The sequence below is a fragment of the Candidatus Aminicenantes bacterium genome (assembly GCA_026393795.1).
In the GTDB taxonomy this organism is placed as follows: domain Bacteria; phylum Acidobacteriota; class Aminicenantia; order UBA2199; family UBA2199; genus UBA2199.
Genome location: JAPKZL010000226.1, coordinates 1 through 14963, shown reverse-complemented (window position 1 = coordinate 14963; position 14963 = coordinate 1). Strand labels below are relative to the sequence as shown.

General features: G+C 54.7%; 11 protein-coding genes, 2 tRNA genes and 1 other RNA gene. 3 read left to right on the top strand and 11 right to left on the bottom strand.

Going from position 1 to position 14963, the window contains the following annotated elements; translation table 11 throughout:
- On the top strand, positions 1-578 hold a 578-nt coding region (locus NTW95_11375), incomplete at its 5' end, for a hypothetical protein (GenBank protein ID MCX6558007.1).
- 18 nt (positions 579-596) lie between these two features.
- Here NTW95_11375 and NTW95_11370 read toward each other — a convergent pair.
- From NTW95_11370 to NTW95_11320, 11 genes are all read right to left on the bottom strand, one after another.
- Entirely contained in the window at positions 597-1805 is a 1209-nt protein-coding gene (locus NTW95_11370) for a DHHW family protein (protein ID MCX6558006.1), read from the bottom strand.
- Between the two features lies 1 nt (position 1806).
- A complete protein-coding gene (locus tag NTW95_11365) occupies positions 1807-3297 on the bottom strand; it encodes an MBOAT family protein (protein MCX6558005.1) in 1491 nt (496 codons plus the stop codon).
- A gap of 64 nt (positions 3298-3361) precedes the next feature.
- On the bottom strand, positions 3362-5599 hold the full coding sequence (locus NTW95_11360; protein ID MCX6558004.1) for a hypothetical protein: 2238 nt from the start codon (positions 5597-5599) through the stop codon (positions 3362-3364).
- An 11-nt stretch (positions 5600-5610) separates the two neighbouring features.
- Entirely contained in the window at positions 5611-7581 is a 1971-nt protein-coding gene (locus NTW95_11355; protein MCX6558003.1) for a heterodisulfide reductase-related iron-sulfur binding cluster, read from the bottom strand.
- A 29-nt stretch (positions 7582-7610) separates the two neighbouring features.
- Positions 7611-8186 carry a GerMN domain-containing protein gene (locus tag NTW95_11350; protein ID MCX6558002.1) on the bottom strand — a complete coding sequence of 192 codons (576 nt, stop codon included), beginning with the start codon at positions 8184-8186 and terminating at the stop codon, positions 7611-7613.
- Entirely contained in the window at positions 8183-9340 is a 1158-nt protein-coding gene (locus NTW95_11345) for an N-acetylmuramoyl-L-alanine amidase (protein ID MCX6558001.1), read from the bottom strand. The genes NTW95_11350 and NTW95_11345 overlap by 4 nt, the downstream gene beginning before the upstream one ends.
- Positions 9341-9359: 19 nt before the next feature.
- Positions 9360-9705, bottom strand: a transfer-messenger RNA (tmRNA) gene (ssrA, locus tag NTW95_11340).
- Positions 9706-9716: 11 nt separating this feature from the next.
- Positions 9717-9793 (bottom strand) — tRNA-Asp (locus NTW95_11335).
- Positions 9794-9810: 17 nt separating this feature from the next.
- A tRNA-Val gene (locus tag NTW95_11330) sits at positions 9811-9883 on the bottom strand.
- Between the two features lie 94 nt (positions 9884-9977).
- Complete coding sequence (locus NTW95_11325) at positions 9978-10706, bottom strand: CsgG/HfaB family protein (GenBank protein ID MCX6558000.1); 729 nt, start codon at positions 10704-10706, stop codon at positions 9978-9980.
- Positions 10707-10980: 274 nt separating this feature from the next.
- Positions 10981-12030 carry a radical SAM protein gene (locus tag NTW95_11320; protein ID MCX6557999.1) on the bottom strand — a complete coding sequence of 350 codons (1050 nt, stop codon included), beginning with the start codon at positions 12028-12030 and terminating at the stop codon, positions 10981-10983.
- 333 nt (positions 12031-12363) lie between these two features.
- Between NTW95_11320 and NTW95_11315 the strand changes: the two genes are divergently transcribed.
- Together NTW95_11315 and NTW95_11310 are read left to right on the top strand one after the other, a co-directional pair.
- Positions 12364-12561: a hypothetical protein gene (locus NTW95_11315; protein MCX6557998.1), complete on the top strand. Its 198-nt coding sequence runs from the start codon at positions 12364-12366 to the stop codon at positions 12559-12561.
- A 37-nt stretch (positions 12562-12598) separates the two neighbouring features.
- Positions 12599-14963, top strand: a 2365-nt coding sequence (locus NTW95_11310) for a triple tyrosine motif-containing protein (protein MCX6557997.1), incomplete at its 3' end; no start/stop codon positions are given.

The following is a 14963-nucleotide window of genomic DNA, read 5'->3' as shown; positions in this document are numbered from 1 at the left end:
ATTTCAGCCGCCGCCTGCTCCTCGATGCGGACGGCCGCAAAGGCGACCGCGAGGCCATCGCCGCCCGGTTCATCGATTGGATCCATGACTTCAAGTTCAACGATTTCAGCAGCGAAATCAGCAACGACCCGGCATTGGCCGCCGGCCTGCTGAAACGGTGCCAGGAGCTGTACCGCCAGTTCCGGGAACAGGTCAACGCCGAAAGGTATTTTTCCAATTACCCGCTGATCTTCATCTGCCCGCCCGATGAGCGCGACATCCGCATCACCATTTCGCAGATCCACACCCACAAGATCCGCGGCGCCGACGTGGTGCTGATCGCCGAGGAGAACGAGGAGCTGCGCAAGGCGGTCGAGGGCAGGCCGGCGGGGATGAATGACTATTTTTGCAAGTATATCCGCATCCCGCGCAGCGGCGACAGCAATATTTTTATTTTCCAGGCCGCGCTGGTGTTGCAAATGCTGGCTCTGAAAATGTCGGTGGCCAAGATGAAGTACCTCAACCGCGTCCATGTCGAAAACCACGGCGTCCATCCCGACGTGCCCAAGAACGTCTCCAAGTCGATTACCGTGGATTGAAGCGTCTGACGGCCGTAATCAATCCTTATCGGAATCGGTCATTCCCGGAGGATTCGCCGGCATCCGATCGCTGAGGAAGCGTTCGACCATTTCATCGATGACGATTTTAGGTTTTTCACTTTCGATTTCTTCTAAAAGAAAGCGCCAATTCCAATCCCAGATATAGACGATGCGCTGGAAATGCGGCTGAAAAAACGGTTTCAATTGGAACATGAATGAATCGTGCACGATTAGCGCTGTGGGCAGGACGCCGCTGGGGCATTCGCTGATGGTTTTTCTGATAAAGCGGCCAGGTTCGCTTTCGGCGCTGCTGGTTGCGAACGGGGCCGGTGTCTTTGCGCGCAGCACGATGTCCTGTTCCTTGAATTTGCTGTTCTGCAAGCAAAGTTCCAGCGCCAGATCGCCGTTGAAATAACCGCCGCTTTCCACGGTGAACTGGTCCAGGGAAGCGGCACGCACACCCGGGAAAGCCGCCGCCAGTTTTTTCATGATTTCCCTATAGGCGAAATAAGCGCCCAATTCGGTCCAGTGGGTGTCGGTGCGGTAGAACAGGAGCGAATTGTTTTTTTCCCTAGAAAAGATTTCCCTGAAATCGAGTACTGGGAAATCGGGATCCCGGCGCAATGCGGCAAGCAGCTGGTCAAGGCGGCTCTGCTGGTTGGCCTTGCGGATGGTGCGCGGTAAATATTCAGGGTAAATCGTGCTTTTGTTGGGGATGACTATGAAAATGTAAAATATGCCGCGGTGCTGGAACCACTGCCGTCTTCGCTGCAGTACGGTCCGCCAGCGCATCAGTTCCGCCTTGGAAAAGAGTTTGACGGAGCGGAAATAATTGATTTCATCGCGGAACTCGGTTTCTCTACCCAGAAAAAGCCAGCCGTCCCTGCCGATGACGACTCTGTCCAGGGGTGAGGTCCTGAGAACCATCACTTGGATCATGTTATGGAAGTAGACCAGCTGGTCGCGGAAGCCGAAATTGTCGTTGAAATAGGATTCAAAATATTTTAAATAGCCAAACGGATCGAGGATGGAAAAATGCGGTTTGTCAGCCAGTTTTCTTTTTTCATTCGATGGGGCGGCCTGACTGATCTTGAAAAACCCATCAAGCAGCGGCAAGCTGATGAGGATCAGGAAGAGAAGTGGCAGGCCGGAATTTTTTTTGAAATTGAACCACAGGTTGAGATTGCGGCGGCTCAAGCATGTGCTTTTTGGCAGCGTTTTCATCATGTCAGAACCTGAAATAAATGAACGGGTTGTAGGTGGACATGGCCAGGCGCATGGCGCTGGCTAGCAATACGGAGATCAGCAGAACGGTGGTGAGGAGTTGATATCCTCCGGCCAGCCAGGAGCGGTATTTTTCTTTTGTATTTTGGAAGATCCGGGCAAATGTCGCTGGTAGGGCATGGCCGGCAGGCGAAGCAACCAGGAACGCCATAATCAACACGGCCAGCACCTCATTGTCCAGGTAAAGGGCGGGGTAGAATTCCACACCGTCGCCGCGGCCGAAGCCGAGCATGGAACGCCAATACTTGACGGCCCCGGAAAAACTGGCGGCCCGGAACAGCACCCAGCCGAAGCCTACAAGCAGCATGGCATAGATGACCTGCAAGGACGGCCAGAGGCGCTTGAGGATTTTTTTCAAAGCGAAACGCTCCAGCACAATGAAGACGCCATGGTAGAGCCCCCAGACGATGAATGTCCAGGCGGCGCCGTGCCAGAGGCCGCAGAGCAGCATGGTCAGAAGCATGGGCGGGTAATAACTCCAGGATTCGGCGCGGATACCCAGCCAGCGGTCGGATTTAATCCGGCGCGACGTGGCGTAGGCCATGGGCAGGAAAAGGAAATCACGCAGCCAGGTAGACAGGGAGATATGCCAGCGCGTCCAGAATTCAGTGATGGACCTGGAAATATATGGGAAGTTAAAATTTTCCATGAAAGTGAAGCCGAACATTTGCCCCAGGCCGATGGCCATGTCGGAATAACCTGAAAAGTCCAGGAAGATCTGCAGGGTGTAGCAGACAATTCCGAGCCAGGCAACGGGCGCCGTGAGACCTGCAGTGGGGATGGCGAATATCTGGTCGGCAACCCTGGCCAGGGTATCGGCCAGCAGGACTTTTTTGCCCAAGCCGATGATGAAACGGCGGATGCCCTGGGAGAGGAGTTCCGGGGTGGATTCCCGCTCCGCCAGCTGCTGCCGAAGCCGCGAGTAGCGGTTGATCGGCCCGGCCAGCACGGTAGGGAAAAGTGTTATGAAAAGGGCGGTGTGTAGGAATTTTTTTTCGGCTGGACAGACGCGGTTGTAAACCTCGACCAGATAGGCCAGGGCCATGAAGGTGAAAAATGAAATGCCCAGGGGCTGGTGCCAGGTGGAAGTTTTGTGGATGGCCAGACCCGCGGTCCGCAGCAGCGGCCCGAGATTGGCCAGGATGAAGTCTGCATATTTAAAAATGACCAGCAGCGACAGGTTTAACCCGAGGCCAGTGATCAACAGGGCTTTTCTTTTTCCGGGGGAATTGTTTTTTTCGATCGCCAGCGCGAAACCGTGGTTGAACAGGACCGATGCCAGGAGCAGCAGCACGAGCCAGCCCTCGCCCCAGGAGTAGAAGAACAGGCTGGCCAGAAATAGAAAAAAATTCTGGGCTTCTTTTTTTAAAAACAAGGCGATCAGCAATACAGGCGGCAGGAACAGAAAAAGGAATGCCGGCGTGCTGAAGATCATGGTTCGGCCTCGATTTTCCCAGGTATTATAACATGTTTTCCACGCCCGACCACCGGGAGGGAGCTCAGCGCAGCTTGAGGCGCAGCAGCCACGGCACGGGAGCCCCCGCGGCCAGTTCCAGCTGGTAGTTGAAGCGGTTTTTCAGCTTTAGGAAACCGGGCTGATCGAAACGGAATTCGCTTTCCGCTCCGGGTGGCATTTGCCGGGGAATTTGCGTTTCATCGAAGAGAGCGACGGTCATTCCCAGCGGTTGGCTCGTCGAGCGATTCTGCACGCCGATCTGGATGGACTTGAGCGGGACCAGTGTTTCGATGCGCAGACGGCAGCGGCCGAGCGAACTCAGCCAGGTCGCCTCTTCGCTGCCGCTCCAGACCGCCGGCTGGAAGTAGATCTGGCAGGGGAGGTCGCGCGGACCGACGATGCGCTGCGGATCGGCCAGGTCGGGGCGCGGGAAAAGGCTGGCCAGCGAAAAGATTCCGAAAAAAATCAGCAGCGGAGTCAGGCCGCGGGGCATGCGCCGGTCGCCGCGGCGCCGGTCGTTGCACCGCCACGGGGTCAGGGTAAAAGCGACCAGCAGCACAAAGAGCGCCAGGAACACCGGGTTAGGCAGGTAGCCGCTGTTGTCGGTCTTGATGTAAGAGGGAAGCATGGCCGGCAGGTCGATGCGGCTGTTGGCCCAATTCTGGAACATCAGGCCCGGGCGCAGCAGCGTGTCGTGGGTGGTTTCCTGATAAAGGGTGAACGGCTGCCATATCTGATAACCGGTGACGAACAGCGAGTAGAGCGGCAGGCAGAGAAATACCTTTTTGAAAAAAGGGCTGCGGCTTTCCCGGTAGAAGATCACGGCAAAAAGGAGCAGCGCCCAAACGACCGGGGTCAGGTAGCGGCCCTGCGGGCAGTAGCCGGGGCGGATGGTCGAAAAGGCGTGATTCAGAACGAACAGCAGCGCCGGCAGGGCAACCAGCAGCTGCAGGCGGTAGCGCTTGAAGTTCTTCAGGGCCAGCAGCAGGCCGGGAAAGGCGAAAAAATAGAAGGGGTTGTAGAGCAGCAGGCCGTCGCGCTGGTCGAAGAAATAATCGAGCAGGGTTTCCCAGCGCATATTCAGCGTGATCGTTTTCAATAAGGTTTCGTAGAGCGCCTTGGACTCCGCCGGGTTGAGCATGCCGTAATAAACGGAGTTGGGCGAAAAGTTTCCGTAGGCGTGGTACAGGTAACCGAAGAAGAGGGCCTGAAAGAGCAACGGGAAGACAATCAGCAACAGAGCCGGGCGGAACTTTTTTTTCCAGGTCCAATAGGCGAAAAAGCCCAGGCCGATGGGGTATATGAAAAGGACGTACTTGACCCCCCAAAATATGGTGCTGCCGAGCAGCAAACCGGCCCAAAGGCTGAGGCTTTCCTTTCCCCGTACCTTGAAAAACAGCAGGTACAGGGCGCTTAAGGTCAGCAGCATAGCCTGGAGTTCGGCGAATATGTGAATGGAATAAAAAAAGACCGGGGCCGACAGGCTGAAGACCATGGTGACGAAAAAAGCCAGGCTGCGCGAACGCCAGAGCCTGAGGCAGAAAAGGTAGATCAATACGGCCAGCAGGGCGCCGAACAGCCCCAGGAATGAGCGCAGCAAAAAATAGAGGAGGGGCGGGGAGAGCCTGACAAAGAAGAAGGGGGCCAGAGTCAGGGAAACGCCCGGTAGGTGGTATGAGTAGATTTTTTTGAAGCCCTTGCCCCAGGTGCCGTGGGCGGCCAGTTTCTCGACCTTGAGAAACTCCTTGAAGCCGTCGCGGAAATACTGGTTGAAGACGTTGAGGTCGCGGTCGCGCGCCAGGGATTGGCTGATGGCCAGATAATGGGGCTCGTCGCCGACCAGCGCCACCCCGGATCGGGTCAGCAGGGCGGCGGCCAGGATGAAGAGCAATTCCGCGGCGATGAAGATGGCCAGCAGCCTTTTGCGCAAGGCCAGCGAATTGAAGCCGTGCAGGAACCTTCTGTGCCAGTGCCGTTCACGGGCCAGGAAAACCAGCGTGAAAAGCGATGCCAGCAGCATCAGGTTGCTCATGCGGGCGTTGAAGTCGCCGCGGTCCCAGTAAAACAGGCGCATCGGCCAGGCCAGCAGGCCGGCGGCGATGGGGAAAAAACAGCGCTGCCAGGACCGAGAGTACGTCCGGATCAGCCGCAGCAGCAACGGGAGCAGGCAAAGCGCGCCGGGCAGCAGCCACAGCCAGCCGGGGGCGCGAAAAATGAAGAAGGTGGCCATTCCGGCCAGCATGGCCAGGTCGCCGGCCAGGATTGCTTTTTTTTTCGGCATGGCGACCGCGCTTATACGAGTTTCTCCTCGATGGCTTGGGCCAGGTCGACGGTTTTCAATTTCTCCCGCCCGGTTTCGGACAAGGCGTCATTGAACATGATGGAACAGAACGGGCAGGCGGTGACGATGGTCTCCGCTCCGGTTTTTTCCGCCTGGGCGATGCGGCAGTGGCTGATGCGTTCCCCGCTCTTTTCTTCCTTCCACATGCCGCCGCCGCCCCCGCCGCAACAAAAACTGGTCTGCCGGCTGGACGCCATTTCCAGCGGCCGGTGCCGGTTCAGGCTTTGCAGGAGCCGCCGCGGCTGTTCATAGATGCCGTTGTAGCGGCCGAGATAGCAGGGATCGTGGTAGGTCATTTTCCCATTGCCGGAGGCCTGAATTTTCAATTTATCTTGGGCCAGGAGCTCGAGCAGCAGTTCCGAATGGTGGACGACCTGGTAGTCGCCGCCCATTTGGCTGTACTCGTTCTTGAGCACGTGGTAGCCGTGCGGGCAAATGGTGACGATGCGCTTGAACGAATAGCGGTTCAGAGTCTCGATATTCTGCCGCGCCTGGATCTGGTACAGGTATTCCATGCCGCTGCGCCGGGCCGGGTCGCCGCAGCATTTTTCCTCGTTGCCCAGGAAGGCGAAATCGACGCCGCTGCGCTGCAGCAGCCTTACCAGCGAGCGGGCGATTTTCTGGGAATGCTGGTCAAAGCTGCCGGCGCAGCCGACCCAGAGCAGGATGTCGGTTTTGCCCTTTTCCGCCAGCAGCGGAATGTTCAGGTCCTTGGCCCAATCGCGACGCGTGTCGGCGTTGATGCCCCACGGGTTGCCCTGATTTTCCAGGCCGCGGTACAGGGTTTGGAATTCCTCGGGGAACCTGGATTCCATCAGCACGCCGAACTGGCGCATGCCCATGATCTTGGCGATATGCTCGTTGAGCATGGGGCAGACCTCCATGCAGGCGGCGCAGGTCGTGCAGTCCCAGACCTCCTCCTCGCTGATCACCTCGCCGAACAACTTTTTCAGGCCGGCCGGGTCGCTGCGCAGCTGGGAGGCGGATGCCAGCAGGTGGTTTTTCAATTTTTCCAGAAGTTTTTTTGGCGACAGGGCTTTGCCCGATTGGAATGCCGGGCAGACATCGTCGCAGCGGCCGCATTCGGCGCAGGAAAAAAGATCCAGCAGGTCCTTGCGGCTCAGGTCTACGATCTGCGGCGTGCCGAATTTTTCCTGCTCCTCCAGGTTGAGCAGGGGAATTTCGGCCTTGACGCCCAGGTTCTTGAAGAGCAGGTTGATGGGCCCGGCCAGCAGGTGCAGGTGCTTGGAAAACATGATGAAGACGCCGAAGGCCATGATGACCAGGATGTGCAGCCACCAGAGGAACTTTGTCCAGAAGAGAACGGCCGTTGCGGAAATCATGGCTGGGGCCGGAAGGACATGGAAGAACGCCCAGTTGGCGAGGGAATATCCTTTTGCCGGTCCCAGGGAATACATTTTAAACGCTTCATAAAAAATGAAGCTGACCATCAGGGTGAAAATAAAGAAGAGGACGGTCAGCGACTGGTAGGACGGGCGGTCCAGGCTCTTGGCGCGGAAGACGTAGCGGCGAAAGAAAAAATAGATGACGGCCAGGATGATCAAGCCGGCGAAAAGGTTGGCCGCAGACAATAGCAGCGCGTAGATCGCGCCGTGGCCGAACAGGCTGAAGCCCTCGATAAAGCCCTCGGCGACATGGTTGAGGGTGACGCCCAAAAAGACGAGGAAGCCCCAGAAGATGACGGCGTGAAAGAAGCCGGTAACCGGCCGCTGGGCGAACACCGGGAGCTGCAGGAATACCCGGTAGAGCATCTCCCAGAGGCGCCGGCCGGGATGGTCCCGGCGCGAGACTTTCCGGCCGCGGCCGATCAGCAGGAATTTCCGGCGGAACTCGTTCAACGCCAGGCCGACGGCGAGGGCGATGGCGGCCAGGAAAAGGATTTTTTCAATCCCTGAAAGCATGGATGCCTCCTTGCTGCTGATAACGGCGTTCAATCATTAGAGATGCGGCTGAAATCGGGGAAGAACGGCTTTTCCAGGTCGATGTGGCCGCCCAAGGTTTTGCTTTCATTGCCGCCGCAGAGAATCCTGACCTTCTTTATTTCGGGGAAATTGAAACAGAAATTGTCGACGACGAAATAGATGAATTCCAGCTCGGCCGCGGTGCCGCCGGGAAAGGCGTTGACCAAGTTGTCGCTGAAATCGAGCACCAGCATCTCCTTGTCCTTAAGGTAAAAAACACTGCGCAGCTGGACTCCCTCCGGCACCGGCATGATGAGCCCGCCGCTGCTGGTGAGCAGCAGGCTGATGAATTTCCTGTACAATTCTTCCTTGGTTTCCGGGACCTCCATCTCGCGGTTCACCGGCTGCAACAAAGGCGACGATTCGCTGTTGTAAAAAAGCTTGACCTTGATGAATTCGGCGATGGTGCCGTCGGCGACCGTTTTGGTGAGCGTTTCGCGCTCGGGGTTTTCCGCTTTTTTTCGGGAACAGACCACGATCAGGAGGGCGGCAAAAAAAAATGCGCCCAGGGAGACCAGCAGGATGTTCCGCGTTTTGGCCGTCATTTGACGATGTTGTTGTAATAGTAAATGAATTTGGAGACGCCGTTGAATATGGCAAAGGCGATTTTATCCAGGAATTCCTCGCTTTGCAGTTTTTTTTCTTCGGCGGAGTTGGAGATGAAAGAAGTCTCGATCAACACGGCGGGCATGGCGGTCCTCATCAGGACGCGGAACGGGGCTTGCTTGACGCCGCGGTTGCGGGTGCCCAGCAGGTCGTTCAATTCGTTCTGGATGTATTCGGCCAGCGTGCTCGATTCCCGGATGTATTCGGTCTGGGCCATGTTCCAGAGAATCATCTTCAACTCGTCGTTCTTGATCGTTTCGCCCGGGTCTTCCTGGTTCTGGTTCTCCTTGCGGGCCAGGTCCAGGGCTTCCGGGTCGGTGGCCTTCAGGCTGACGAAGTAGGTTTCCGAGCCGTACGCCGATTTGCGGAAGGAGGAATTGACATGAATGGAAACGAACATCTGCGCCTGCTGGTTGTTGGCAATGGACGCCCGCGAATTGAGCGAGACTTCGTTGTCCCCGTCCCGGGTCATGATCACCCGCAAGCCGGTCTTGGATTCGATGAGTCGTTTGAGCTTCTGGCTGATGCGCAGCGTGACGTCCTTTTCCAGCAGCTTGGACTTGCCCAGGGCGCCGAGGTCTTCGCCGCCGTGACCGGCGTCGATGCAGATGGTCTCAATCGGTTTGCTGGTCGCGGGTTCGGCCGGCTGCGCCGCGGCTGGCTGAACCTGGGGGGGATCGCTTTTCGGCGTCGTTTCGGGTGCCGCCGCGGGGACTTTTTCCGATTTCACCAGGTCGAAAACAAGACGGAAAGGCTTCTCCAGGACAAAATTCTTGGTCACGCTGACGTCGTCCTTGAAGAAGACGGTGAGGACGCTGTTGTTTTCCCTGACTTCGCTGGTCACCCTTTCCAGCAGCCGCGAATTTTGAACGGCGAAGGACTGGGTGTTGAAATCGGCATGCTTGGGCAGGAGCACCTGCAGCTGGCCCGGGGCGTTGCGCACCGAGAAGGCGAAATTCTGGTCGGCCTGAAGAACGATGCGGGTGAACCCTTCGTGGTCGAAGGAGCGGAAATCGATGGCCAGGGCGGGCAGCAGGCGCGCAAGCAGCAGGAGGGAAACAAGAATGGCGCTCGTTTTCTTGGTTTGTCTCATCACGCTCACATAAAAATGGCAGTGGAGGCGGCGGGAATCGAACCCGCGTCCAATAATGACTCCACTAAAGATTCTACGGACATAGTTTGTTTTCTATACGACCGGCAACCCTTGAAACAAACAAAATGGGCTGCCAGCGGCCCTCACAGGTTTTCGCGTCGAACCACAGAAGGCGCTCAATCCAACGCTAGCCCGCAAAGTGACGCTCCGGCCCTCCCGCGGGCGGGGAAAACCGGAACGGCAACGTGTTAATTACGCTGCGAGTGCAAAGTTGTTTGCTTTTCTTTTTTTGAGCAGTTTATTGAGCTACTCGGCTCAGTCCGCCTCTTTAACTTCATCAAAACTGTCGAAACCTTTACGCCCCCAGCCTGGGGAATGGCGGGGCCGACGAGACTCGAACTCGCGACCTCATGCGTGACAGGCATGCGTTCTAACCAACTGAACTACGACCCCGCGCCACAAGAAAAGCCTGGGCGGTAGAGGGTTTGAACCTCTGACACCCGGCGTGTAAAACCGATGCTCTACCAACTGAGCTAACCGCCCAACTCATCCCTAAACATACACCAAATCGGCTTTCCTGTCAAGTTCGCGCGACCCTTTGCCGCTTGACGGCCGCCGGCTTTGTTAACGACAACGGTCAATCGTCCAGGTCGATGGCGTCCTTGGTCTTTTCCTTGCGCTTGCTGTCCATCTCGTCCCATTTTTCCATGCACTCGTCGTCCGTGCCCCTGACCATGGAGCATTCCAGGTATTCGGCGACATAGAGGATGCAGGCGCGGATGGCCTTGCCGGCCGGGGTTTTGTTATAACCTCCGCCCTCGAAAGAAAAATTCCTGATGCTCAGGCCGGCGCTCAGGGCGCTGCCCTTGGCCGTGGCTTCGATGGTGCGGGCATCGACGATTTCGCCGGTTTCGGTGTCGACGACCTTCACGTCCACGGCGATGTAGGCTTTTTCCTTGGAGCCGCCCAGGCTGACCGGCCCCAGGCGGATGCCGGCGCCCCCGCCCTTGACATTTTCCTCATAGGCGGAAACCGTGCCGGCGATCAGGTACTGGGCGCCTTTCAGCTGCTTCAGCTTCACCTTGGTCGCTTCGCTGACCCGGTCCGAGGCGCTCAGGTCCTGTTCGCCGAGGACGGCATCAAGCTCCTTCCTTTCCAGCACGCTGAAGGACCTGGTGCTGACCAGCTCCGCGGCCAGCATGTCCGACAGCTCGTTGCCCACTTGGGAATTCCACCAGCTGGCCCTGGTGTCGTTGGTAAAGCGCAGGACGCCGATCCTGATTTTATCGCCCTTGGCCGCCAGGGGCTGGGTCAGGCCGGCCAGTAAAATGGCAGCCGCCAAAAACGTCAGCATGAACTTTTTCATCGTACCTCCTTTTTATGGCCTCATCTTATATCGCTGGGGGAAAAAATTCAATGAATCGCCGCAAAAATGGTCCGAAAAATAGATTGAAAAGTACTATATTGAGAAAATCTAAATGCTCGTAACTCATCCCCCACCCCTTCTCTTAATAAAAAGAAGGGGATTAAGAGTTCTTCTCCACCCCCTCTTTTTTAAAAAGAGAGGGGGACGGGGGTGAGTTAGGTCGACAAAATTCAAAAAATAGATGCCCAATATCTCGGGAAGTCAGGATTTTGTCTTACATGCCCGCAAAAAGCGATTTATGCTTAGCCTGGATCCCTTTGATGCGGCAGGTCCAGCCGGGGATGACAGCGAGCCGGGAGGTAGCCAGTGCGGCAACGGCCGGGCAGACGCTGCAGGATTCGAGCTCCGGGCACAGGCTGCAGAGTTCTTTTTCGACGGTGAAAAAATAATCCTGGCGCAGATCGCTATAATTGGCGGCCACGGCTTTGGTCTTGGCCGTGCTGCGTATGAAAGCGGGCAATTTGCCGAAACAGTATTTCCGGTAATCGGAGTGTTCGGGCAGGTGTCCCAGCAGGTCGTAAAACAGGTAACAGCCCCAGACGGTGTTGTCCGGGAGCAACGCCAGCCGGTCGCGGCCGGCAAAACAGGCGAAAACCCCATTTGGGCGGGTATCTTTGAAGTTTTCCAGCGGCAGCTTGCCGGTTTTATTTTGGACTTCCAGGCAGCGATCGGCCAGGCGATTGAGCTCCTTTTCCAAAACCTTAAGGTCAGAATCGTGCCAGGGAACGCTCAAGTCCAAAGAATATTGCAGGTGCCGGTGCCCCTGTTCCATTAAATTTCCGAATGAAGCGGACAGCAATGAAATGGTTGCGGGGGTGAAAACGCTGTTGACCATATAACCTTCGGGATAAAGCTCCTGCAGGTTGGCCAGGGCCTTTTCGACCGCAACGATGCTGCCCGGGTTGCGCTTTGCCTGGGCCAGGCCGTCATAACTTAAAACCAGCTCGAACTGGTTTTTTTTTAAAAACAAAATATGTTCTTTTTTCAGGAGCGAACCGTTGGTGGTCAGGGTGAAGCGAAATTTGTTTCTGCGGTTTTTTCGCAAATGTTCGACAGTTTTTTCTACCAGCAGCCAACTCAATAACGGTTCGCCACCGTAAAAGCCCAGCCAGACCTCCTTGGCCAAACGGGGTTTGAGAAAATCCAGGAAAGCGGTAATTTCTTCTATCTTCAATGTTTTTCCCCCCCTATGTTGCGGGCAGTAGGGACAGGAAAAATTGCAGCGCTCGGTCAGGGCCAGGGTTAAAGAGGATATATTGTTCATAACATGATTTTGTAGAATTGTAATGTAGTGCAATTGTAAAAACAACTCACCCCCCTTTGGGGACAGACAAATTATATCCGTCAGGATAGACGGATAATTTGTGCTGCCCCGGCCCCTCTCTTTCAAAAAGAGAGGGGAGCGTTACTATGCCCCTTCTCTTGCCAAGAGAAGGGGTAGGGGATGAGTTTTAAAAACCTTTTTTATTTAGAAGGAATAGTTCAATTATTTTTTAATTAAACTATTGCTCTCGCAGAATTGTAAGTTTCATTGAATTATTGTTTTTATTCATTATTTAAACTAAAATTATTGCATATTATAAAACGGAGGTAACCCATGGACATAAAAAAAGCAAATGTGAATCTGCTGTTGGGCAAGATCAGAACCTATCTTGACACGCAGCCGGAAGCAAAAAAAAAGGGGAAAAGATTCATTGAAGCCGAAAAAGCGCTGGCCAAGCTGGAAAAGGTTTTCGCCGACAAGGAGGGTGAGCTCCAGCTTGTGGCTTGCAAGGCCAAAATACATATCATGTAATAATAGTATTTAATCCAAGTTTCTTCTAAGATAGTAATTGAATTTGAAAAAGCGCGTTTTTTTTATCGTTTTTTTTATATATTTTGTCGGAGGGCTTTGGAGCCTGGATCCACAAAAAATAATAACCCAATATACCCTGGATACATGGAAAACCGAACGCGGTTTGCCCAACAATACGGTTTTGGCCATTGCGCAAGGCCGCTCCGGTTATTTGTGGTTGGGTACCGTAGAAGGGCTGGTGCGTTTCGATGGAATAAATTTCTCTATATTTAACAGCAATAATACCCCTGAATTCCACGATAATTTTGTAAACAATTTATTTTTCGATCGTCGGGAAGTTCTTTGGATTGGAACTTATCGCGGAAAACTTCTCAGTCTGGAAAATGGGAAGTTTCAAAATCATCCTCTTTCCCAAAAAGTTGCAGGCATTTCCTTTAATTGCCTGGCCGAAGATGGCCAGGGCAATCTTTGGGTCGGTACTTCAGAAGGTCTTTTTTATCGTTCTCCTGGGAATAACGGACCATTCAAAAAAGACCTCGTTTTTCCCGGCATAGGAATTCACTGCTTGACGAAAGATCGATCGGGGCGGATAGTGGTCAGTACAGTAAACAAAGGTTTGTATCGGTTGGAAAAAGAACAATGGCACCGGATTCTGTCCGCTAGCGATAAATTGGGCTGTGATATTGGTGCGATCAGCCAAGACCGCGACGGATTTTTGTGGTTCGGAACGGACGATGGTCTGTATAGTTATCGGGACAATAAATTGCGCCATTTTTTGTTAAAACCAGGTTTAAGCAACAACATCACCGCATTGATCGAGGATCACGACGGCAACCTGTGGGTGGTCAGCGAGGGAGGTTTGATTCGTTGGCAAAATGATGATTTTCAGTTCCTGAACAAAGTCCAGGGGATGGACAGCAAATATATTTCTTCCCTTTGTGAGGATGCTGAGGGCTCTTTGTGGGTGGGAGCTTTTGATGGCGGTTTGACTCAGATCCGCGATGAAAAAATCACTACTATAACTGGCCGCGAAGGACTGAACGGCGAAGTGTTCCGCAGTGTGCATGGGGATGATTCCGGTGCTTTGTGGATCGTCGGCTACGGCGGTTATTTAAACCGCTATCAGAATAACCGGGTCGAAAATTTCATTTTGCCGGTCCGCTTTCGTAGCGAGACCATCTGGTCGTTGGAAACTGACGCCAAAGATTCCTTCTGGTTAGGGACTTCTTCAGGATTGCTCCATTTTCAGGACGGTAGTTTCAAGAAAATTACCCTGCCTGGGGCAACCGCAAATATTGAAACACGCTGTGTTTTAAAAGACAGTTCTGGCCGGCTGTGGATCGGTACCTATGGGGCGGGATTGTTTTGCTGGCAGCAGCAAGGGACTTTTAAGCGTTATTTCCACGCCGATGACCCAGACTACGATCGTATTACATCGCTTTTCGAAGACCGGCGAAGAAATTTGTGGGTTGGTTGTGAAAACGGATTGGCGGTCATGGCGCTGGAAAAGCCAGGACAATTTATTAGAGAACAGTTTTTAGACAATTGCCATGTAGTCTCGTTTTACGAAGATCTTCGCGGCACGATATGGGTCGGTACCCGCAACCAGGGTTTGAAAGTTTTTGAAAACGGCCGCTGGGGTTCGCTGAACAGTGACCGGGGTTTGTTCGACAACCGGGTCTATGCCATCCTGGAAGACGACGTGGGTTATTTGTGGCTGAGCAGTGAGCGCGGCATCTTCCGGGCAAAAAAAAGTGAACTGGAAAGGGCGGCTTTCGATAAAAATCTAAAGGTAAGCGGCCGTGTGTTCGATGAAAACGACGGCATGAAGAGCCGCATATGCAATTCCGGCAACCCCGCCGCCTGGAAGGACGGCAGCGGCCGGTTGTGGTTCGCCAACCTGGCGGGAGTGGTGAGCATCGACCCGGCCCGCATCCGGAAAAACGACCAGGTGCCTCCGGTTCTGGTGGAAGCCGTCGTGGTCGACAACCGCAGCCTGCCGGCCTCGGGCACTTCCATAACGGTGCCGTTGCGACTGCCAGCAGGTAGCCTACGGTTCGAATTCCATTACACGGCCTTGAGCTTCATCCGTTCCGCCAAGATCGAATTCAAATACAAGCTGGAGGGTTACGACCGCGATTGGACTTCCGCCGGCAATCGTCGTGAGGCTATTTACAACAACCTCAACCCCGGCCCTTACCGCTTCCGGGTCATCGCCGCCAACGCCGACGGCGTCTGGAACATGGCCGGAGCAGCGTTCGCTTTTTATCTGCGGCCGTTCGTCTACCAGACCTGGTGGTTCATGGCCCTGGCCGTCCTGGCTTTCGCGGTGTTTTCGGCATTGTCATGGCAGCTGCTGAAAAGGTATCTTCATGCTGTTTCCTTCTGGAAGAAAAGGACCG

Excerpts from the sequence above, each read along its gene's own strand:
- NTW95_11355 (MCX6558003.1), bottom strand. The coding sequence starts at position 7,581 with ATGCTTTCAGGGATTGAAAAAATCCTTTTCCTGGCCGCCATCGCCCTC.
- NTW95_11320 (MCX6557999.1), bottom strand. The coding sequence starts at position 12,030 with ATGAACAATATATCCTCTTTAACCCTGGCCCTGACCGAGCGCTGCAAT.
- NTW95_11315 (MCX6557998.1), top strand. The coding sequence starts at position 12,364 with ATGGACATAAAAAAAGCAAATGTGAATCTGCTGTTGGGCAAGATCAGA.
- NTW95_11365 (MCX6558005.1), bottom strand. The coding sequence starts at position 3,297 with ATGATCTTCAGCACGCCGGCATTCCTTTTTCTGTTCCTGCCGCCTGTA.
- NTW95_11360 (MCX6558004.1), bottom strand. The coding sequence starts at position 5,599 with ATGCCGAAAAAAAAAGCAATCCTGGCCGGCGACCTGGCCATGCTGGCC.
- NTW95_11345 (MCX6558001.1), bottom strand. The coding sequence starts at position 9,340 with ATGAGACAAACCAAGAAAACGAGCGCCATTCTTGTTTCCCTCCTGCTG.
- NTW95_11350 (MCX6558002.1), bottom strand. The coding sequence starts at position 8,186 with ATGACGGCCAAAACGCGGAACATCCTGCTGGTCTCCCTGGGCGCATTT.
- NTW95_11370 (MCX6558006.1), bottom strand. The coding sequence starts at position 1,805 with ATGATGAAAACGCTGCCAAAAAGCACATGCTTGAGCCGCCGCAATCTC.
- NTW95_11325 (MCX6558000.1), bottom strand. The coding sequence starts at position 10,706 with ATGAAAAAGTTCATGCTGACGTTTTTGGCGGCTGCCATTTTACTGGCC.